The sequence below is a fragment of the Arthrobacter sp. UYEF20 genome (genome assembly GCF_040546335.1).
Lineage (GTDB): Bacteria > Actinomycetota > Actinomycetes > Actinomycetales > Micrococcaceae > Arthrobacter.
Genome location: NZ_JBEPNP010000002.1, coordinates 103,111 through 122,336, shown reverse-complemented (window position 1 = coordinate 122,336; position 19,226 = coordinate 103,111). Strand labels below are relative to the sequence as shown.

Genomic DNA, 19,226 nt, shown 5'->3' with positions numbered 1-19,226 from the left:
CTGCTCGCTGGCATAGGAGTGGCCGGTTGCTCCGGCGGGACGTCCGCAAACGGCGTCAGAGGTTCTCTCACCGCGATCGGGACCCCCGTGCAAAAAGACCCGATCGGGGCATGGAGCAGCGCCTGGACCAAGAAAAACAACGCCACGTCCCTGAACTACTCCCCCGATGGCCACGACGTCGGGCTGTCCGCCCTGTCAACGGGGCAGGCCTACTTTGCGGCATTGGATGCGCCCCTCACGGTGGAGCAGCAGGATCGGACGAAGGCGGCCTGCGGGCCGTCGGGGGCTTTTTCCGTCCCGGTTTCCATCACGTCCATCGGCGTTGCATTCAACATGCCCAGTATCCGGAGCCTGAAACTGACGCCGGCGGTGCTTGCCGGCATCTTCTCCGGCGCAATCACCCGCTGGGACGCGAGTGAGATCGCCGGGCTGAATCCCGACACCACGCTTCCATCCGCGAAGATCGTTCCGGTCACGGCGACGGCACCAAGTGCCGAAACGACAGCGTCCACCAAATATCTCAGCGGCGCCCCGGAGTGGACGGCCGGCGTTTCCGCCGTCTGGCCGAAATCCGAAGACGGGATCGAGGTCAAGAAACTCTCCGATGTCGGATCCAAGGTCGACGAGACAGACGGGGCCATAGCGTTTATGGATCTCGGCTCGATCGGCGGCCGCTTCGACACTGCACTGCTTAGCTTCGGTGACGGTTTCATCCGCATCTCCAAGGACTCAGCGGCCGTCGCTGCCCAGGAAGGCGCCACCCGGACCGTCCCCACAGGCGTCGAGTTCACGCTTCCGGAAACCAGCGCCCAAGGCTACCCCCTGGGCGTCGTCAGCTACCAGGCATTCTGCCGCTCATACAAGAACGCGCAGCTGACCACGCTCGTGAAATCCTGGGGGAAATTCGTGCTCAGCCCCGATGGCCAGGTCGCCTCGACCTACTTCGCCAACGTGGCATCGCCCAGCGAAGCCGCCTTGCGCGAGTCCAACAAACTGATTGAAACTATCGGGGAGGCGAGTTGATGCACGCAACCGAGACCGGCAGCCCGCCGTCGTCCGTCACTGCTGGCACAAAGAACACACTGCGCGGCCGCTCCCGCAGGCGCGGGTTGTCCCCGGCCACCCGCAGCGGGCTGAGGTTCTTCCTGCCCGTCTTCGCTCTTCTGTCCCTCCTCACCACCCTGTGGATCCTGGCGACGCCGCTCATGGCGTATCCGGATGAACCCTCGCACGCCATCAAGGCGGCCGCAGTGGCCCGGGGCCAGTTCTTCCCCGCACCGGGAGAGTCCTACGGCCACGGCATCCACGTTCAGGTTCCGTCCTACATCGCCAACGTCGAATCCCAGATGTGCTTTTCGTTCCAGATGCAAAAACCCGCGGGTTGCGCTCCGGCCATACCGCCGGATGACAACTACCAAACCATCGGCGTCACCTCGGCAGGCTTGTACAACCCGTTCTATTACTGGCTGGTCGGGCTGCCCAGCCTCTTCATGTCAGGTGCCCCCGCACTGTTTGCCATGCGGATCGTCAGCGGCCTGATGTCGGCCGCGTTTTACGCGGCCGGCTTCACCGCCCTGTCACGTCTCCGCCACCCGAAGTGGCCGCTCATCGCGGCCAGCATTTCGACGACGCCGATGGTGCTGTTCCTGGCGAGCGGCATCAATCCCAACTCCCTGGAAGTGGCGGCCTCGATGGCCGCATTCTGTGGACTGGTTTCAGTGCTGGAGAACTCCCGGCACCTGGACCGGGCGCGCCCCGGCATCGTGACCGTCGGCGTCGCCGCCGCCACGCTGGCCAACACCCGGAACGTGTCGCTGCTGTGGCTGCTCTGCGGCGCGATCGTTGCATGCCTCTTCTTCCGGCGGGCCGACGTTGCAGCCATCTTCAGGAACCGGATGGTGCTGGCGGTCACGGCCCTGGCGAGCGTCGGAATTGTCCTGGGCGTGGCCTGGAACTTCATCATGCTGAAGGCGCCCGCTTCCGCAGGGGAAGCCCCGGCAGGCATTTCGAATCTCGGCGGAGAAGTGCGCCCTTACAACGCCTTCCTGACCATGATGGACAGGTCGTTCGACTTTGTGCACCAGTACGTCGGCGTAGCCGGGTGGCTCGACGCGCCGGTGCCCCAGGGAGTCCTCGCCTTCTGGAGCCTGCTGCTGATCGGGCTGGTACTTATGGTGTTCCTCGTCCGGCCCTACCGGCTGCAAGGAGCCTTCTGGGTGGCACTGGCATTCCTCGCGGTGGTGCCGGCAGCGCTCCAGGCAGCGCTGATCAACACCACCGGCTTCATCTGGCAGGGACGCTACAGCCTCCCGCTGTTCGCGATTGCGCTGATCTCCGCGGGCCTGGCCATGAGGTTCCGCCCCTTCCACCAGCGCCCCCAGAGCCGGACCATCACCCGGATCCTGCTGCTGGCAGCCTGGGTTGCACACATCTACGCGTTCCTGAACGTGCTGCGGCGCTACGTCGTCGGCCTGCAGGAGTGGGCCAATTGGCAGACCATGTTCACGGTTCCCGGCTGGCAGCCTCCCCTCTCCTGGGAGGTCCTCACCGTGGCATTCGCAGCAGTGCTGCTGGTCGCCGCTTCGAAACTGTTTTCCTACCTGCATCCAGGCTTCGAGCTGTTGCCGAAGCTCTCCCGCCGGGTCAGGAAACTGCGTTCCGCCCTGAACCGGCCATCGATCAACCGCTGATAAGCCTGCCTCCGGCGCAAGCGAAAGGACCCGTTCCAGCCATGGCTCGAACGGGTCCTTTGTTCCGGCGCGGCGCCGGACTGCTGCCAACTGAGGGCTGACTCAGCCCTGCGAAAGCTCGGCGCCGAGGTACTCCTTGAGCCGCTGGGACACCTGCGGAGGCTGAAACCCGGTGGCCCGGATCTTGTCAAGCGCCAGGACGCTGTTCAGGGGCCGCGGCGCCGCCGGCTTGCCCTTGAAGTACTCCTCCGTGCTGACGCCCGAGACATGTGACGCCTGCCCGCCGGCCAGGCCAAATACATCGGCGGCGATTGCGGCCCAGGACTGTGGTTCGCCGTCGTTGCTGAGGTTGTAGACGCCGTAATCCGAGCCCGTCTCCAGCAGGTGCCGGATGCCGGCGGCGATGTCCTGCGTGAACGTCAACCGTCCGATCTGGTCATCGACGACGGACGGCTCGATCCCCCGCGCCGCGAGCGAGGCCATGGTCCGGACGAAGTTGTTCCCCTCGCCGATCACCCAGCTCGTGCGGACGATGTAGTGCCGGGGAACAACGCTGACGACGGCGTCCCCCGCGGCTTTCGTCTGGCCGTAGACGCCCAGCGGCGCCACCGGTTCGGACTCCGCATGCGTCGTGCGGGCGCCGTCGAAGACGTAGTCCGACGAGACATGGACCAGGGTCAGGTCATGCTCGACGGCGGTGCGGGCCAGCCGCGCCACGGCCGTGACATTGATCGCCCAGGCGGCGGCCCGGCCTTCCGGCGACTCCGCCGCATCCACCGCCGTGTAGGCGGCCGCGTTGATGATCGTCGAGTAGTTCTTCCAGTTCCGGGACGCGAAGGAATCCTCGCTGGCCAGGTCGAACTCGTGCCGGCCGGCAAACTCGACGGAAGCGTCGCCGTCGTACAGTTTCCGCAGGGCCTTGCCGAGCTGGCCGTCCGCGCCGACCACCAGGATCTTCTTCGCCGGCATCGGCGCCACATCCGCCAGGCGCGGGTGCGCCTTGTCCTTGTCGGAGAGTTCGGCCCGCTCCAGCGGGATCGGCCACGCGATGGCTGCGGTCTCGTCGGCCAGGTTCAGGAAGGTGTACTGGCCCTGGGCATCCGCGGACCAGTGGTCGTTGACCAGGTAGGTGTAGGCGGTGTTGTCCGCCAGGGTCTGGAACGCGTTGCCCACGCCCCGGGGGATGAAGATGGCCTGGCTCGGGTCCAACTCGGCCGTGAAGACCGCGCCGAACGACGGACCCTCGCGAAGGTCCACCCACGCGCCGAAAATCCGTCCGGTGGCGACCGAAATGAACTTATCCCAAGGTTCGGCGTGGATTCCGCGGGTGGTCCCGGCCTTTTCGTTGAACGAGATGTTGTTCTGCGCCGGGCGGAAGTCCGGCAGGCCGAGGGCCACCATCTTTTCGCGCTGCCAGTTCTCCTTGAACCAGCCGCGGTTGTCTCCGTGGACCGGGAGGTCGTAGAGGACGACGCCGGGGATGGGGGTTTCGTGCGCGGTGAGCTTCTTCGAGAACTCGATCGACATGATCTACTGGCCCTGTTCCTTGTACTTGGCTTCCGTGGCCGCCTTCTGCGGGCGCCACCACTGCTCGTTGTTCCGGTACCAGGCGATGGTGTCCTCGATGCCAGCGTCGAAGTTGGAGAAGCGGGGCTCCCAGCCGAGCTCCCTGCGGAGCTTCGAGGAATCAATCGCGTACCGCATGTCGTGGCCGGGACGGTCAATCACGTGGTCGTAGGCGTCCGGGGCCTGGCCCATGTGCTTCAGGATCAGTTCGACGACGTCCTTGTTGTTCTTCTCGCCGTCGGCGCCGATCAGGTAGGTTTCGCCGATCCGGCCCTTGTCGATGATGGCCAGGACAGCCGAGGAGTGGTCGTTGGCGTGGATCCAGTCACGGACGTTCTCGCCCTTGCCGTACAGCTTGGGGCGGATCCCCTCGATCACGTTGGTGATCTGGCGCGGGATGAACTTCTCCACGTGCTGGTAGGGCCCGTAGTTGTTCGAGCAGTTGCTGATGGTCGCCTGCAGGCCGAAGGACCGCACCCAGGCGCGCACCAGCAGGTCCGAGCCTGCTTTGGTGGACGAATAAGGGCTCGACGGGTTGTACGGGGTGTCCTCCGTGAAGCGTTCCGGATCGTCCAGCTCGAGGTCGCCGTAGACCTCGTCGGTGGAGATGTGGTGGAAGCGCTTGTTGTACTTCCGCGCAGCCTCGATGAGGGTGTAGGTGCCGATGATGTTCGTGTCCAGGAACGGGCGCGGATCGTGCAGCGAGTTGTCGTTATGGGATTCCGCGGCGTAATGGACCACCACGTCCGCTTCGGCGACGAGCCCGTCAACGATGCCGGCATCGCAGATGTCGCCCTGGACCAGCCGGAAGCGGTCCCCGGGAAGGCCCTTCACGGACTCCACATTGCCGGCGTAAGTGAGCTTGTCGAGGACCGTGACGTGATGGTCCGTGTTCTCCAGTACGTAGTGGACAAAATTGGAACCGATGAAACCGGCGCCGCCGGTCACGAGGAGTTTCTGCATCCTGCCAGCTTACCGAACGCCCGCGGCTGGCTTAGAACCGATTGCGTCAGAACCGATTGCGCCGCCTGCGGAGTGCTTCGACCATGAGCCGAAGCAGCATCATCCGTGCAGCCACTATTTTGGGGAGCGACCGCCAGCCGGCAGGAGTCTGGTTTTCCTCGTGGAGGCGCCGGCAGATGGTCGACGCGTCCAGATGGGAAATAGACCCGGCAACGTTGCCGCAGACGGCGAGCCAGAGGTCGTGGGATTCGCGCACGTACGGGGGAATCGGCAGGAAGTATTTGGCCGCGTCCCGGCGGAACGCCATTCCGCAGCCGTAGTAGGCACGGTATCCGACCAGGATGCCGGCGAGGTTGGCGAGGTGCCGGCGGGAGTCGGCGGAGCGCAGCCGTGGTATCCACGGCCGGGGGCCGCCCCCCAGCATGTCAAAGTTGCTGGCAACCACCTGGGATTCCGCGAGGGCCCCGAGCATCAGGTCGATCCGTCCGGGAATCCAGACGTCGTCCTGGTCTGACAGGAAGATGTAGTCCCCGCGGCTGAGCCGGACGGCCTCTTCGAAGGTGCGCACGTAGCCCCGGTTGCTGGCGGCCCGGACCAGGCGGATGCGGGGGTCCCTGATCGCGGCGATGATGGTGGCCGTCTGGTCGGGGGACGCGTCGTCCACGATGACGAGCTCGTCGTCGGCGCCCAGCTCGGCGAGGATGGAGGCTACCTGCTCCTGGACGAACGCCGCTCCCTTGTAGCTCGCCATGCACACGCTCACCCGGATCTTCCGCCCGTCCGGCGTCGTCAAATCGTTCATGGAGACCACTCTAGGTGAACCCTTGCGGCGGAAGGCCGGACGGGGGGAATCGCGTATCATCGATAGGTCAAGCCCTCGAGCACTAGGACCGTACACCGCATGAGACCCGTATTGCTCCGGCTTGCAGGCTTTACCCTGCTGCCGCTGCTGGCGCTGGTTCTTCCGTTCCTCCTGTTGCCGATCATTGCCCGCGTCGTGGGTGCGGCCGGCTGGTCCAGCATCACCTCAGGCCAGGCCATCGGTGTCTTTGGGGCGACGATCATTCTCTGGAGCTGGAACATCTCGGGTCCCGTGGAGATCGCCCGGGCCGGGGCCGCCCCCACCCGGGCCGCCCTGTACTCCAGCAGCATCCGCTCCCGGATGGTGATCGCGGCGGTGGTCCTGCCCCTCATGACCCTGGTGGTCGCACTCGTGGCACACGACGGGTACCGGCTCGATGCCATCACCATGGCCTGGGCGACTGTCCTCACCGGGTTTTCCCCCGCCTGGTACGGGATCGGGACCGGGCAACCCCGGATCCTCGCGGTCTACGACACGCTCCCCCGCTTCTTCGCGGCGGTCATCAGTGCGCCCCTGATCGTGGTCACCGGCCAGGTCTGGACCTACGGTGTCGTGTCAGTCGTTGCGACCCTGGCGGCGCTGGCGGCGTTCCACAAGCGGTTCGGCGAGGCGGGAACCTGGTTCCCGAAGAGTCCGCGGAGCGTCCTCCGGGAGATGATCGTCCCCCACGCCGGTACGGCGGGCATCAACCTCACGGGGAGCGCCTACGCGTCCTCGCCCGTGCCGATCGCCACCGCCACGGTGCCGTCCGCGACGGCCACCGCCGGGTTCGCCTCCGCCGACGCGATCTACCGGCTGGGACTCTTCAGTGTTGTTGCCCTCGGCAACACCTTCCAGGGATGGACGCTTGAGCGCGACGCCGCCGACCCGCGCCGACGGCACCTCGTTGCCCTGGGCACGCACGCCGTGCTCGGGATTGCGGGCGGACTGTTCCTGGGCTTCTTCGGCCCCTGGGTGTCCGGCGTGATGTTCGGTGACGACAAGCGCGCCGATACCCTGACGTGTGTCTACTACGGGCTGTCCTTCTTCTTCCTTTCGGCGTCAACCCCCCTCATCAGGAATATCCTGATTCCCGCCCGGCGCCAGAAGTCGGTCCTGAAGTGGACGGGGGTCTCTGCCGTGGCCGGGGTCCTCCTCATGGTGGTTGCCGGCCTGACGTCGAACGTTCCGGGTGTCGCACTGGGAATGGCGGTGAGTGAGGCCATTCTCTTCCTGGGGCTGCTGGCCCCCGCCCTACGGGTCCTGCCCGGCGTTGCCCGCCCGTCAACAGTCGAAAGGTAGTATCAACAGCGTGACTGAAAGACGCCAGCGGCGGATTGCCGCCGTAATTGCAGCGTTCAATCCCGACGACGACCTCCTGGCCAACGCTGCCGCCATCCGCGCACAGGTCGATGAGCTCGTCGTGGTGGACGACTGCAGCGCGGATCCTGCCGCGGCCGGCATCCTCGCCCGATTGCAGCAGCAGGGCGTCATGGTCCTGGCGATGCCCCGCAATTCCGGCATCGCCGCCGCCCTCAACCGCGGCGTCGAGGAGCTGGAGGCAACAACAGCGCCGGAATTCATCCTCACCTTCGACCAGGACTCGCTGCCCGTTGCCGGCTACGTCGACAACGCCCTCGCGAGCTACCTCCTGGCCACAGCCGCCGGCAGGAGGGTCGGCTTCGTATCGGCGGAATCCTTCAGCGGACACCGTGTCCCCGCACTCGGGAAGACGGACGGCCTGGCCGAAGCCTTCGACCCGATGCAGTCCGGCTTCTTCATCCCGGTCTCCACCTTCGCCGCGATCGGCAGGTTTGACAGCGGCTTCTTCATCGACTGCGTGGATTCCGAATTCACGGCCCGCGTCCGGGCCGCCGGGTACAGCGTGCTGATCGGTGCCGGCTGCGCCGTCGACCACCGGCTCGGGGCGCGCCTCCCGGCCACTGTGTTCGGCAGGCCGCTGCGGCTCAAGGGCAGCGCCCTGTCCTTTAACTACTACTCCCCGTTCAGGATGTACTACATCGTGCGCAACGGGACCACCCTCATTCGGCGGTACTGGCGGCGGAACCCCTCCTGGCTCCTCCGCCGTCTGGTGGAGGAATCCAAGGCGCAGCTCCTGCGGTTCGCGTTCAGCCCCGACCGCGGCAGCCTGGCGATCGCCGCATGGCACGGATTTCGTGACTCCAGCCGCGGACGAGAGGGCCAGATCAGCAATGAACTCGTCAACCGCTTCCGGGCCCGTTGATATATTGGAGAACTATGAAAATTCATGACTCGACCCGTGTCCTGGTCATCATGCCGGCGTGGAACGAAGCCGAGTCGGTGGGCAATACCGTCCGCGAGGTGCTCGGCGTCGGACGCCCCTACGATGTTCTCGTCGTCAACGACGGATCGACTGACTCCACGGCGGACATCGCCAAGGAGGCCGGCGCAACCGTCCTGACCCTGCCCTTCAACCTGGGTGTCGGCGGCGCCATGCGGGCCGGATTCAAGTACGCGCAGCGCCTCGGCTACCGCCGGGTGATACAGGTGGACGCGGACGGCCAGCACGATCCCGGCAACATCGACGAGGTCCTGGCCGGCCTGGAATACGCCGACATCTCCATCGGCGCCCGTTTTGCCGACCGCGGCGACTACGAGGTCAGCGGACCGCGCAAGTGGGCCATGCAGTTTCTGGCCAAAGTGATTTCCGGACTTGCCAAGACCCGGCTCACCGACGTGACCTCCGGCTTCCGGGCGGCCAACGAACGGGCCATCAGCCAGTACCTGGACCACTACCCGGCAGAGTACCTGGGTGACACCATCGATTCCCTCGTGGTCGCTGTCCGGTCAGGCTGCAAAGTGACTCAGATCCCGGTCGCGATGCGCCCGCGCCAGGGCGGCACCCCCAGCCACAATCCGCTCAAGGCGGCCATCTACCTCGGACGCTCGATTTTCGCCCTGCTGCTCGCACTGACCCGCAAGCCGTCACGGATTCCCACGGCACCGGTCAACGCTCAGGGGAGGGCACTGTGACGAATCTGGCGGCATTCATTCTCTCGCTGGCGATCGTAGGGGTCGTCTTTGAAATGCTTCGGCGGAAGAAACTCCGTGAAAAGTACGCCGCGCTCTGGCTGATCGTCGGCGTCGGAACCCTCATCCTGGCCGCATTTCCCCGTCTTCTGACCATCGTCGCGGAAGCCGTGGGCGTGCAGCTGCCGTCGAACCTGCTGTTTATCATCAGCATCCTGCTGCTGCTGGGCGTCTGCCTGCACCTGTCGTGGGAAATCTCGGTCGTCGAGGACGAAACCCGCACGCTCGCCGAGGAAGTGGCTATTCTGCGCACCATGGTCGAGGCGATGCCCCAGGACTCCGGCGGCGACGCGCCTGCGTCACCGATATCGAAGTAGCGAGTACCGAAAACTTCCCATGGCACTCGATATCTTCATCCCCTACTGGGGCGACGCTAATTTCATGAAGCAGGCCGTCGACAGCGTCCTGGCCCAGAGCAACGGCGACTGGCGCCTGACGGTGGTGGACGACGCCTATCCCGGTGATGAGGTCCGCCGCTACGTCGAGGCGATGGAGGACCCGCGGATCAGCTACCTCCGCAAAGAGACGAACCAGGGCATTACCGAGAACTTCCGGACCTGCGTCTCGCTGGCAACGCAGGACGTCTTAGTGGTCATGGGCTGCGACGACCTGTTGTTGCCCAACTATGTCGACGTGGTGCTCCGCGCCCATGCGGCGTTCCCCCAGGCCTGGATCATCCAGCCCGGCGTCCAGGTCATCGACGAAACCGGTGAGGCCGCGGCCCCGCTGGCGGATATCGTCAAGCAGCACCTCGTCAAGCCGCGCGGATCGGGCGCCCGCCTCGTGTCCGGCGAAGCGCTCGCGGTCAGCCTTCTCCACGGCGACTGGCTGTACTGGCCCTCTCTGGCCTTCCGCAGGGACCGGATCCGCAACTACGACTTCCGCGACGGCTTCCCGGTGATCCAGGACCTCGCCCTGGTCATGGACATGATCCTGGGCGGCGCCGAGCTTCTGATCGAGCCGGAAACGTGTTTTAAGTACCGGCGTCACACGAACAGCGCTTCCTCGGCAAAGCTCGTGGACGGGTCCCGCTTCACCGGTGAGCGCGACTACTTCGAGGTTGCGGAGCGTCTCTGCGCGGCGAAAGGGTGGCACAAGGCCACCCGCGCGGCACGTTTGCGGCTGACCTCACGCGCCCACGCGGTCCTGTACGTTCCCAACGCCCTCCGGCAGGGCGTTGCCGGGCCGCTGGGCACGCTCCTCCGGCATGCCCTCGGAAGGTGAGTGGCCGCACGATGCATGAAAATCCGAACGGGCACGTCAGCGGCGTCGCCGGCGTCGTGACGGCCTACCGGCCGGACGCCGGGCTTATCAGCAACGTTGCATCCCTCCTGCGGCAGCTGACTGCCGTGGTGGTGGTGGACGACGGCGGCGGGCCCGGCTTTGACCCCATCTTCGCGGCCCTCGAGGACGCCGGCGCCGAGGTGGTCCGGCTCGAGAAAAACTCGGGCATTGGCGCGGCCCTGAATGCGGGCATCAGCCGGGCACGGGAAGGCAGCAGGCCTGCCTACATTCTCACCGTGGACCAGGACTCGTACTTGCCCCAGGGCTACATCCGTGCGCTTCACGATGCCGCTGTTGCCGCGCGGGCCGCCGGCATCCAGCCCGGCCTGGTGTCCCCCGCCCGGATTCAGGGAAACCCGGTCAAGCGCGCCGGATCCCGCAACGGCATCGCCCTGGGCAGGGAACCCATCCAGTCCGGACTCTTGATTCCGGTGGCAACCCTTGATGCCATCGGCGGTTTTTGGGAAGAGCTGTTCATCGATCTTGTGGATACCGAATACTACTTCCGCGCCCTCGACGCCGGCCTGCCGACCGTCCTCGCCAAGACGGAATTCAACCACTCCCTGGGGACCATGGTTGAGGCCAGCATTTTCGGACGGACCATTGACGTGGGCGGGCGGCCGCTGAAGGTCCGCATCGCAGCCACGTGGCGGTACTACTACATCTTCAGGAACAGGGTCCTGGTGGGTCGTCGCTACGCCACCCGCAACCCGGCCTGGGTGGCCGCAGGGATCTGGACCGATCTCCGCCACCTGCTGGTGGTCACGCTGCTGGCGCCCGGGCGCACCGTCCGGCTCAGTTACGCGCTTAAGGGCATCACGGACGGCTTCCGGGGCCGCAGCGGCCGGGGGCATGAGAACTGAGTCCGCTGCGAAGGCGGCGGCGTCCGTCCGGCAGTGCGCTGGTTTGGTTCACCGCTGACCGGTAAGGGAGGATATAGTCCATGCGCGGAATTATTCTTGCCGGTGGGACCGGCTCTCGACTTCATCCCATCACCCACGGCATCAGCAAACAGCTCGTCCCTGTCTACGACAAGCCGATGATCTATTACCCGCTCTCGACGCTGATCCTGGCCGGAATCCGCGACATCCTGATCATCACCACCCCGCATGACGCCGAGCAGTTCCAGCGGCTCCTCGGCGACGGCTCACAGTTCGGCATCAACCTCAGCTACGTCCAGCAGGCTGCTCCGGACGGCCTGGCGCAGGCCTTCATCCTCGGGGAAGAGCATATCGGCAACGAGACCGTGGCCCTTGTCCTGGGCGACAACATCTTCTACGGCCAAGGCATGGGCACCCAGCTGCGCAAACATGCCGACATCGACGGCGGCGCCGTCTTCGGCTACTGGGTCAAGGACCCCAAAGCGTACGGCGTGGTCGAATTCGACGACGCGGGCCAGGCCATCTCGCTGGAGGAAAAGCCGGCGAAGCCCAGGTCCCACTATGCGGTTCCCGGGCTGTACTTCTACGACAACGACGTCGTGGAGGTCGCCAAGAACCTCAAGCCCTCGCCACGCGGCGAACTGGAAATCACGGATGTCAACCGTACCTACCTGGAGAATGGCAAGCTCCGCGTGGAGATTCTGCCCCGCGGCACGGCCTGGCTCGACACCGGAACCTTCGATGACCTCAATGACGCCTCCAATTTCATCCGCACGGTGGAAAACCGCCAGGGACTTAAAATCGGAGCCCCCGAGGAGGTCGCCTGGCGCCAAGGATTCCTGACGGACGACGAGCTACGTCAACGTGCCGAACCGCTGACCAAGAGCGGCTACGGTGCATACCTGCTCGGCCTCCTAGAACCGTAACGGCCGGATGTGGTGGTCGGTTTTACCGCAGATCATCGGCGCCGCCGTCCTCCTGATCGCACCGGGACTCCTGGTTGCCCTGGCGGTGCGGTTCAAGGGATTCGATGCCCTGGCGCTTGCCCCCCTGCTGTCGGTGGGCATCATCGTCGTCACGTCGACGCTGGCCCCGCTGGTGGACGTCAGGTTCGGCCTCGTGCCGGTCGCCGTCGTCTCGCTGCTGGTGGCCGCCGTGGGGCTGTACGCTGTACGGTTGCGCGCCGCCCGGCTGCCGGGCTTCCAGCCTCCCGCCCCGCGGAGGCGGCCCTGGCCAGCGCCGTGGTCAGCGCCCCGGATGCGAGGTGGTTTCGTGCCGTTTGCCGCCTTCGGTGGCGCAGCCCTGCTGGTCGCTGCCAGCGTGGTCCTGGCCATCGGCTCCCCGGAAGCTCTCTCGCAGACGTATGACGCCGTCTTCCACCTGAACTCCGTAAAGTTTGCCCTCGAGACCGGCCAAGCGTCGTCGCTGACAATCGGCGGGATGACCGGGGGCGGATTCTACCCGGCCGGCTGGAACGCCGTGGCCACCCTCGTGGCGTCGACCACGGGCGCGGAGGTGCCGGTCGCGGTCAACATCACCAGCATTGTCATTGCCGCCGTGTTCTGGCCCCTTGGCTGCCTCCTTCTGACCCGGTGGGTCGTCGGTCTGCGGGCGTCGGCTACGGTGGCGGCGGCAATCGCCTGCGCGTCCCTGGGTGCCTTCCCGCTCCTGATGATGGATTTCGGTGTCCTCTACCCGAATCTGCTCGCCATCAGCCTCCTGCCGGCGGCCATCGCGCTGGCGGCCTCGCTCGCCGGCCTCGCACCGGGATCGGACCGGCGCGATCTGGCCACGGCCCTGGCACTGCTGCTGGGACTCGCCGGGCTCGCCGTCGCGCACCCCACCACCTTCACGGCCTGGCTGACCTGGACATTGCCCATGGCAGGTTCCCTCGCGTGGCGGTGGTTCGGGCCGGCATGGCGTAGCCGACGGACCGCGCGGGGCCGTTTCGTAAAATACGTTTCGTCGGTGTGCGCGTACAGTGCCGCGTTCGTGGCTTTGTGGATCGTGCTGCGGCCGCCGGCGGATGCCTCGTTCTGGAAACCCCGCGGCACCATGCCGCAGGCTTTTGGTGAAGCCCTGATGACGTCCCCCGTGGATCTTCCCCCGGCCTGGTTTGTGGCGCCTCTGGCGCTTCTTGGCCTCTGGGCATGTTTCAAGGTGCCGAAACGCTTTGCCTGGCTGGGGCTGGTCTTCATCCTGTTTGCGGGCCTCTACATCGTCGTCGCCGGCTTTCCGGAGTCTCCGACGCGGGACTTTCTGACGGGGGTCTGGTACAACGACAGTCTCCGCGTTGCTGCGCTTCTCCCGGTGGTCGCCGTGGTGCTCGTCGCCGTCGGCATCGATTGGGCCGCCGGCGCGCTCCCGGCCGCCCGAAAGCGGTATCGTCGCGTCGACCGGGCCGTGGACGGTCCCGCCGGCTGGAGCGCGCCGGCGCGGCTGGCCTACCGCACCGCGGGGGGAATGGTCCTGGTCCTCGCAGCCGTCGTCCTGGGCCAGCAGGGCGGCCTCAGGGAGGAGGTGCGGCTGGCCGCGTCCCACTACCGGCTGGACGCCTCCTCCCTGCTGGTGTCCCCGGACGAACTGGCAGTCTTGAAGCGCCTCCCGCAGACAGTGCCCGAGGACGCCGTTCTGATCGACAATCCGTATACGGGCGCCGCACTGTCCTACGCCCTTGGCGACCGGAAATCCGCGCAGCTGCACATCCTAAGCTATGTCTCCCCGGAGCTCCAGACAATCTATGACGGCCTGGGGCGCGTCTCAACGGATCCGAGCGTCTGCCAGGCCGTCCGGGAAGAACACGGCTTCTACGTCCTGGACTTCGGCACCAGGGAAGTGCACCGCGAATACCACACGCCCCCCGGCCTGACCCGCCTGGATCAGAACCCAGGCCTGCAGCTGATCGACAGCCAGGGCAAGGCAAAGCTCTACAAGATCACGGCCTGCGGCAGCTGACGGACCGCAGACCGGACCGGAACCAGGGGCGTTGCCGCCGGGGCCGCGGCGCTACAGCGAGACGGACCTTCGCCGGAGTTCGCCGACGACGTCGTGCACTTCCCCGTCCATGATGACCGCGCCGTGCTCCAGCAGCACGCCCCGTTCACAGACCGTGGCGACCAGGTCCAGGTCATGGCTGACCACGAACAGGGTCTTGCCTTTGTCCGAGAGTTCCTTGATCTTGGCGATGCACTTGCGCTGGAACGGCTCGTCACCGACGGCGAGAATCTCGTCGATGAGGAAGACTTCGGGGTCGGTGTGCACCGCGATGGAGAACGCCAGCCGCAGGTACATGCCCGAGGAGTAGAACTTCACTTCCGTGTCGATGAACTCGCCGATCTCGGAGAATTCCACGATGGAGTCGAACTTCTCGTCGATCTGTTTCTCGGTCATGCCGAGGATCGCGCCGTTGAGGTAGACGTTGTCGCGGCCGCTGAGGTCGTGGTGGAAGCCGGCGCCGACCTCAATCAGGCCCGCCACCCGGCCCCTCGTGCGCACGGTCCCGCCGTCGGGCTGCAGCACGCCCGAGATCAGCTTCAGGAGGGTGGACTTGCCGGACCCGTTGAGCCCCAGCAGGGCGACGGTCTCGCCCTGCTTGACCTCGAGGGAGACGTCCTTGAGCGCCAGGAATTTCTTGGATAGATCCCCCTTGCGGCCCTTCACCAGCCACACGAGGGCTTCCTTCAGGGACCGGGTGTGGCGCAGCACGAACTGCTTCCTGAGGCCCTCACAGCTGATGGCGACGTGGCCGTGCGAAGTCATCTTAAAGCTCCTGTGCGAAATGGACGGCGAGCCGGCGGAACGTGAGCTGTCCGAGGAACAGCACCACGATCGTCATCAGCAGGGCGACCGGGAGCCATACGGTCAGCAGGTCAGGCGGCATGGTTCCGCTCACCAGCTGGTCGGCTTTGAGCGTCGGCTCCCAGAAGGCCCAGTGGAAGATTTCGACGGCGACCGTCATCGGGTTCAGCTGGTAGATCCAGAACCACGGTCCCATCACCCGCTCGACCATCGACCAGACGTACAGGACGGGGGACGCCCACGTGACGATCATGACGATCATGTCCACGATGTTCTCGGAGTCGCGGAAATAGACGTTGACCGCCCCGAACATCAGGCCCAGGCCGGTGGCGAGAACCGCGACCATCAGGAAGACCAGGACCACGGCGGCCAGCTGCAGGATCGACGGCGTCCATCCCACCACCAGGCAAGCGCCGATCAGCACCAGGAGCTGCGGCAGGAAATGGGCAGCCGAGACCCAGACCGTGGCGACCGGGAACAGTTCCCGAGGCAGGTAGATCTTCCGGATCAGATCGCGGTTGTCCACGACGGAGCGGGTGGCGTTGGACAGCGACTCCGTGAAGAAATTCACCAGCACGATGCCGGCGAAGAGATAGATCGCATAGTTCGGCGTGCCCCGCTGGAGATTCAGGAAGATGCCCAGCGCCATGAAATAGATCAGGAACTGCACCAGCGGTTTGACGTACGACCAGAGCAGCCCGAGCACCGAGCCACGGTAGCGCACCTTGATTTCCTTGCGCACCAGCAGCTTCAGGAGGAATCGGTCCCCATAGACGTCGAGGAGGCCCCGCCCGCTGCCGGGCCTGACCAGCTGGTCGGCCTGACCCGCCACCTAGCTGCCGTCCTTGGAGTTCGCCTCAAACGTCTTTTTCCACGCGTCAATCGAACTGATCTCGGCCACCGCGCGGCGGTACTGTTCGGCGAGGGTGTCCCACTCGCGGAACAGCTTTGCGTGCAGCAGGGTCGCTTCCGTCAGCATGGATTTGAGCTTCTTCGGGTCGCGCTGGTACCACGAGGCGCCGGTGCCCTCCGCGTTGGAGACCACCACGCTGTCATAGTGCGCCACCCGGTACCACCGGTTGTCCCGGTGGGCCAGATAGCCCTGGGGCCGTTCGGCGCTTTCCGGTCCCGGCGCCTTGATGAGCTGGCGCGCAACGGTCTTGATGCCCCACGGGATCAGCTGCTTCTTGCTGGGCAGCCCCACAACAGTCCCGCCCATCGGTCCGCGGCCGATCTTTGGCGCCGGGAAGTCATCCACGTCTTCCTTCAGCTGGGCGTCCGGGTACTGCGCTTTCAGCGCGTTGATTTCCGGCAGCTTGGTGCCGAGCACCTTGTGGAGGTCGCCGGGTCCGTTCAGGAGGTCGCGCAGTGCGTCGATCCGGCCGTGTTCGGTGAAGTACTGCATCGAAACGAGGTGCTTGACGTCGGACTGGAAAGATTCGCGCAGCACGCGGCCGCCCTTGGGGTACGGGCTGTGGATCAGCGTGGTGATCAGCCGGTTGCGTGCGTGGAAGTAGGCCTGCCAGCCGACCAGGTCGTCTTTGTCGATCCAGGACACGTGCCAGACGGCGGCACCCGGCATTGAGACCGTGGCAAAGCCGGCTTCCCGGGCGCGCAGCCCGTATTCGGCGTCGTCCCATTTGATGAACAGGGGCAGGGACAGCCCGATTTCCTGGATTACCTTCGTGGGGATCAGGCACATCCACCAGCCGTTGTAGTCAACGTCCACGCGGCGGTGCAGCCACGGTGTCTGGCGCAGGTTCGCGACGCTGAAATCGTGCCGCGTTTCCATGTCGGCATGGGGCAGGGCCGGGACGATCCGGTAGGGGTCCACGACCTCGCCGAAGGTGTGCAGGACGCTGCGGTTGTAGAGGTCGAACATGTGCCCGCCGACAATTGTCGGCTTGCGGCAATGGTCGGCGAACGTCAGGAGCCGCACGATGCTTTCGGGTTCGACGACGATGTCGTCGTCGAGCAGCAGGGCGTAGTCACTGCCGTTTTCGACCGCCTCGAACATGCCACGCGCGAAGCCTCCGGAGCCGCCCAGGTTTGCCTGGTTGATGACCCGGAGCTTGCCGCCCAGGGCGTCCCGGACGGCGGCGAAGCCCTCCTGGTCCTCGACCTTCTGCGTGCCCTGGTCCACGATCAGGATTTCCTTGACGTTTTCAAGGACGTCCGGGTTATCCGCCAGGATCCGGGCGTTGTTCAGGCAGAAGTCGGGCTTGTTCATGGTGGTGATTTCGAGGGTCACCTGACCCTTGGTCGCGGGACCGCCCGTAGCCTCCCACGCACCGTTCTTCAGGACCAGGTCGCCGGTGCTGGCGGCCAGATCAAACCAGTACCAGCCGCCGTCGCCGAAGGGCTTGAGTGAAAGATCGAACGTGGAGGTGGCGTCGCCGTCGACGTGCTTGCCGTCGACGCGCTGGACCGATCCGCGGGCGTTCGACTTGTAGACCGTGACCGTTCCCGGGCCGCTCGTCTCGACGACCAGGCGGACGTCCCGCACCGAGGTCCACCGGCGCCAGTAGCTCGCCGGGAAGGCGTTGAAGTAGGTGCCGAACGAGAGCTGCTCGCCAGAGCGCACCCGCATGGAGTGCCTTCCGAGGAGGTCCTCGAAATGCGCAACCCGGCTCTCGGAGCTGAACATCTGCAGCTTGTCTTCGAGCAGCTTGGGCGTGCGGGCGAATTCGTCGTTCTCCCGGAGCCGGATGCCGCTGGCGGTGCCGGCGTCAACGTAGAGGGGTACGGTGTCGGTCTGGTCCGTCGATGGCAGGATGACCCGCTGAATCGGGTTCCAGCCATGTGTCGCTTCAGCGGCGCTCATGCGTCCACTCCTCCGCTTTCGATCGTGGCGCCGGCCTCGAAATGCGGCCGGATCTTGTTCTCGAACATGGCCAGGGCCGAGCCGATGGCCATGTGCATGTCCAGGTATTTGTACGTGCCGAGGCGTCCGCCGAAGAGGACGTCCTGCTCGGCGGCTGCGAGGTCCCGGTACTTGAGCAGGCGATCCCGGTCCGCGGCGGTGTTGATCGGATAGTAGGGCTCGTCGCCTTTTTCCGCCGCGCGGGAGAATTCGCGCATGATGACGGTCTTCTCCGTCTGGTAGTCGCGTTCCGGGTGGAAGTGGCGCGGCTCGATGATGCGCGTGTAGGCCACATCGGCGTCGTTGTAGTTGACCACCGACGTTCCCTGGAAGTCTCCGACGTCGAGCACTTCTTCCTCGAAGTCGATGGTGCGCCAGGAGAGATCGCCCTCGGCGTAGTCGAAGTAGCGGTCCACGGGACCGGTGTAGATCACCGGGATGTTGCCGACAACCTTGTCCTTGCTGTACTCGTGTGATTCGTCGAAGAAGTCGGTGTTGAGCCGGACTTCGATGTTCGGGTGTTCGGCCATCTTCTCGATCCAGGCGGTGTAGCCGTGGGTCGGGAGGCCTTCATACGTGTCGTTGAAGTACCGGTTGTCGTAGTTGTAGCGCACGGGCAGCCGGGAGATGATGCCCGCCGGCAGGTCCTTGGGATCCGTCTGCCACTGTTTGCCCGTGTAGTGCTTGATGAACGCCTCGTAGAGCGGCCGCCCGATGAGCTGGATTCCCTTGTCGTTCAGGTTCTGGGGATCGGTGCCGGCAAGTTCCCCGGACTGTTCCTTGATCAGCTCGCGCGCCTGGCCAGGAGTGAGGTTGGCCCGGAAGAACTGGTTGATCGTCGCCAGGTTGATCGGCAGCGAATAGACCTCGCCCTTGTGCACCCCGTACACCTTGTGCACGTAGTTCGTGAAGGTGGTGAAACGGTTCACGTACTCCCACACGCGCTCGTTGGACGTGTGGAAGAGGTGGGCACCGTAGCGGTGCACCTCGATGCCGGTCTGTTCTTCTTTTTCGCTGTAGGCGTTGCCGCCGATGTGGTGGCGCCGGTCGATGACGACCACCTTCAAGCCCAGCTCGGTGGCGGCCTGTTCTGCGATTGTCAGGCCAAAGAAGCCCGACCCTACGATGACGAGGTCAGCGGTCACAAACTCTCCTGGTTCGAATGCGGGCAGCCCAATGTTGCGCATTGTCTGCTGCTCCAGCCTACCCGAGGCGGGATCGGAACCGCGGACCAGCCTCCGGCGCCCGGGGGTTCCCGCGGCCGCAGC

Annotated in this window: 17 protein-coding genes; 10 read left to right on the top strand and 7 right to left on the bottom strand. The window is 65.5% G+C overall.

Going from position 1 to position 19,226, the window contains the following annotated elements; all coding sequences use genetic code 11:
• Window positions 1-18: 18 nt before the first annotated feature.
• Together ABIB26_RS03050 and ABIB26_RS03045 are read left to right on the top strand one after the other, a co-directional pair.
• Window positions 19-1,023 carry a substrate-binding domain-containing protein gene (locus ABIB26_RS03050; RefSeq protein WP_354239836.1) on the top strand — a complete coding sequence of 335 codons (1,005 nt, stop codon included), beginning with the start codon at window positions 19-21 and terminating at the stop codon, window positions 1,021-1,023.
• On the top strand, window positions 1,023-2,690 hold the full coding sequence (locus tag ABIB26_RS03045; RefSeq protein WP_354239471.1) for a DUF2142 domain-containing protein: 1,668 nt from the start codon (window positions 1,023-1,025) through the stop codon (window positions 2,688-2,690). Before ABIB26_RS03050 ends, ABIB26_RS03045 begins: the two co-directional genes overlap by 1 nt.
• A gap of 102 nt (window positions 2,691-2,792) precedes the next feature.
• Here ABIB26_RS03045 and ABIB26_RS03040 read toward each other — a convergent pair whose 3' ends face one another.
• From ABIB26_RS03040 to ABIB26_RS03030, 3 genes are read right to left on the bottom strand one after another with little or no spacing between them, the layout of a single operon-like run.
• Entirely contained in the window at window positions 2,793-4,217 is a 1,425-nt protein-coding gene (locus ABIB26_RS03040; protein ID WP_354239469.1) for a sugar nucleotide-binding protein, read from the bottom strand.
• Window positions 4,218-4,220: 3 nt separating this feature from the next.
• Window positions 4,221-5,219, bottom strand: a complete 999-nt coding sequence (gene rfbB, locus ABIB26_RS03035; RefSeq protein WP_354239468.1) for a dTDP-glucose 4,6-dehydratase — start codon at window positions 5,217-5,219, stop codon at window positions 4,221-4,223.
• Between the two features lie 46 nt (window positions 5,220-5,265).
• On the bottom strand, window positions 5,266-6,021 hold the full coding sequence (locus tag ABIB26_RS03030) for a glycosyltransferase (RefSeq protein WP_354239466.1): 756 nt from the start codon (window positions 6,019-6,021) through the stop codon (window positions 5,266-5,268).
• 99 nt (window positions 6,022-6,120) lie between these two features.
• Between ABIB26_RS03030 and ABIB26_RS03025 the strand changes: the two genes are divergently transcribed.
• From ABIB26_RS03025 to ABIB26_RS02990, 8 genes are all read left to right on the top strand, one after another.
• Window positions 6,121-7,362 carry a polysaccharide biosynthesis protein gene (locus ABIB26_RS03025; RefSeq protein WP_354239464.1) on the top strand — a complete coding sequence of 414 codons (1,242 nt, stop codon included), beginning with the start codon at window positions 6,121-6,123 and terminating at the stop codon, window positions 7,360-7,362.
• Window positions 7,363-7,372: 10 nt separating this feature from the next.
• A complete protein-coding gene (locus ABIB26_RS03020) occupies window positions 7,373-8,305 on the top strand; it encodes a glycosyltransferase (protein WP_354239462.1) in 933 nt (310 codons plus the stop codon).
• Window positions 8,306-8,319: 14 nt separating this feature from the next.
• Complete coding sequence (locus ABIB26_RS03015; protein ID WP_354239460.1) at window positions 8,320-9,075, top strand: glycosyltransferase family 2 protein; 756 nt, start codon at window positions 8,320-8,322, stop codon at window positions 9,073-9,075.
• A complete protein-coding gene (locus ABIB26_RS03010) occupies window positions 9,072-9,449 on the top strand; it encodes a DUF2304 domain-containing protein (protein WP_354239458.1) in 378 nt (125 codons plus the stop codon). The genes ABIB26_RS03015 and ABIB26_RS03010 overlap by 4 nt, the downstream gene beginning before the upstream one ends.
• A 19-nt stretch (window positions 9,450-9,468) precedes the next feature.
• On the top strand, window positions 9,469-10,356 hold the full coding sequence (locus ABIB26_RS03005; protein WP_354239456.1) for a glycosyltransferase: 888 nt from the start codon (window positions 9,469-9,471) through the stop codon (window positions 10,354-10,356).
• A gap of 11 nt (window positions 10,357-10,367) precedes the next feature.
• Window positions 10,368-11,279 (top strand): glycosyltransferase, encoded by a 912-nt coding sequence (locus ABIB26_RS03000; RefSeq protein ID WP_354239454.1) that lies wholly within the window; start codon window positions 10,368-10,370, stop codon window positions 11,277-11,279.
• An 80-nt stretch (window positions 11,280-11,359) separates the two neighbouring features.
• A complete protein-coding gene (rfbA, locus tag ABIB26_RS02995; RefSeq protein ID WP_354239452.1) occupies window positions 11,360-12,223 on the top strand; it encodes a glucose-1-phosphate thymidylyltransferase RfbA in 864 nt (287 codons plus the stop codon).
• A gap of 7 nt (window positions 12,224-12,230) precedes the next feature.
• The gene (locus ABIB26_RS02990; RefSeq protein ID WP_354239450.1) at window positions 12,231-14,252 is read left to right on the top strand and encodes a DUF6541 family protein; all 2,022 of its coding nucleotides are present in this window, start codon (window positions 12,231-12,233) and stop codon (window positions 14,250-14,252) included.
• A gap of 51 nt (window positions 14,253-14,303) precedes the next feature.
• On the opposite strand, the gene ABIB26_RS02985 is transcribed toward ABIB26_RS02990, so the two are convergent.
• Genes ABIB26_RS02985 through glf form a run of 4 tightly spaced genes read right to left on the bottom strand, consistent with a single transcriptional unit; the run spans window position 14,304 to window position 19,103 of the window.
• On the bottom strand, window positions 14,304-15,056 hold the full coding sequence (locus ABIB26_RS02985) for an ABC transporter ATP-binding protein (RefSeq protein WP_354239448.1): 753 nt from the start codon (window positions 15,054-15,056) through the stop codon (window positions 14,304-14,306).
• A 1-nt stretch (window position 15,057) separates the two neighbouring features.
• Complete coding sequence (locus ABIB26_RS02980) at window positions 15,058-15,927, bottom strand: ABC transporter permease (RefSeq protein WP_354239447.1); 870 nt, start codon at window positions 15,925-15,927, stop codon at window positions 15,058-15,060.
• On the bottom strand, window positions 15,928-17,919 hold the full coding sequence (locus tag ABIB26_RS02975) for a glycosyltransferase (RefSeq protein WP_354239445.1): 1,992 nt from the start codon (window positions 17,917-17,919) through the stop codon (window positions 15,928-15,930). It abuts the gene before it with no gap.
• Window positions 17,916-19,103: a UDP-galactopyranose mutase gene (gene glf / locus ABIB26_RS02970; protein ID WP_354239443.1), complete on the bottom strand. Its 1,188-nt coding sequence runs from the start codon at window positions 19,101-19,103 to the stop codon at window positions 17,916-17,918. The genes ABIB26_RS02975 and glf overlap by 4 nt, the downstream gene beginning before the upstream one ends.
• Window positions 19,104-19,226: the final 123 nt, after the last annotated feature.

Coding starts and splice junctions, on each gene's coding strand:
- ABIB26_RS03045 (WP_354239471.1), top strand. CDS start 1,023: ATGCACGCAACCGAGACCGGCAGCCCGCCGTCGTCCGTCACTGCTGGC.
- ABIB26_RS03040 (WP_354239469.1), bottom strand. CDS start 4,217: ATGTCGATCGAGTTCTCGAAGAAGCTCACCGCGCACGAAACCCCCATC.
- rfbB (WP_354239468.1), bottom strand. CDS start 5,219: ATGCAGAAACTCCTCGTGACCGGCGGCGCCGGTTTCATCGGTTCCAAT.
- ABIB26_RS03030 (WP_354239466.1), bottom strand. CDS start 6,021: ATGAACGATTTGACGACGCCGGACGGGCGGAAGATCCGGGTGAGCGTG.
- ABIB26_RS03025 (WP_354239464.1), top strand. CDS start 6,121: ATGAGACCCGTATTGCTCCGGCTTGCAGGCTTTACCCTGCTGCCGCTG.
- ABIB26_RS03015 (WP_354239460.1), top strand. CDS start 8,320: ATGAAAATTCATGACTCGACCCGTGTCCTGGTCATCATGCCGGCGTGG.
- ABIB26_RS03005 (WP_354239456.1), top strand. CDS start 9,469: ATGGCACTCGATATCTTCATCCCCTACTGGGGCGACGCTAATTTCATG.
- ABIB26_RS03000 (WP_354239454.1), top strand. CDS start 10,368: ATGCATGAAAATCCGAACGGGCACGTCAGCGGCGTCGCCGGCGTCGTG.
- rfbA (WP_354239452.1), top strand. CDS start 11,360: ATGCGCGGAATTATTCTTGCCGGTGGGACCGGCTCTCGACTTCATCCC.
- ABIB26_RS02990 (WP_354239450.1), top strand. CDS start 12,231: ATGTGGTGGTCGGTTTTACCGCAGATCATCGGCGCCGCCGTCCTCCTG.
- ABIB26_RS02985 (WP_354239448.1), bottom strand. CDS start 15,056: ATGACTTCGCACGGCCACGTCGCCATCAGCTGTGAGGGCCTCAGGAAG.
- ABIB26_RS02975 (WP_354239445.1), bottom strand. CDS start 17,919: ATGAGCGCCGCTGAAGCGACACATGGCTGGAACCCGATTCAGCGGGTC.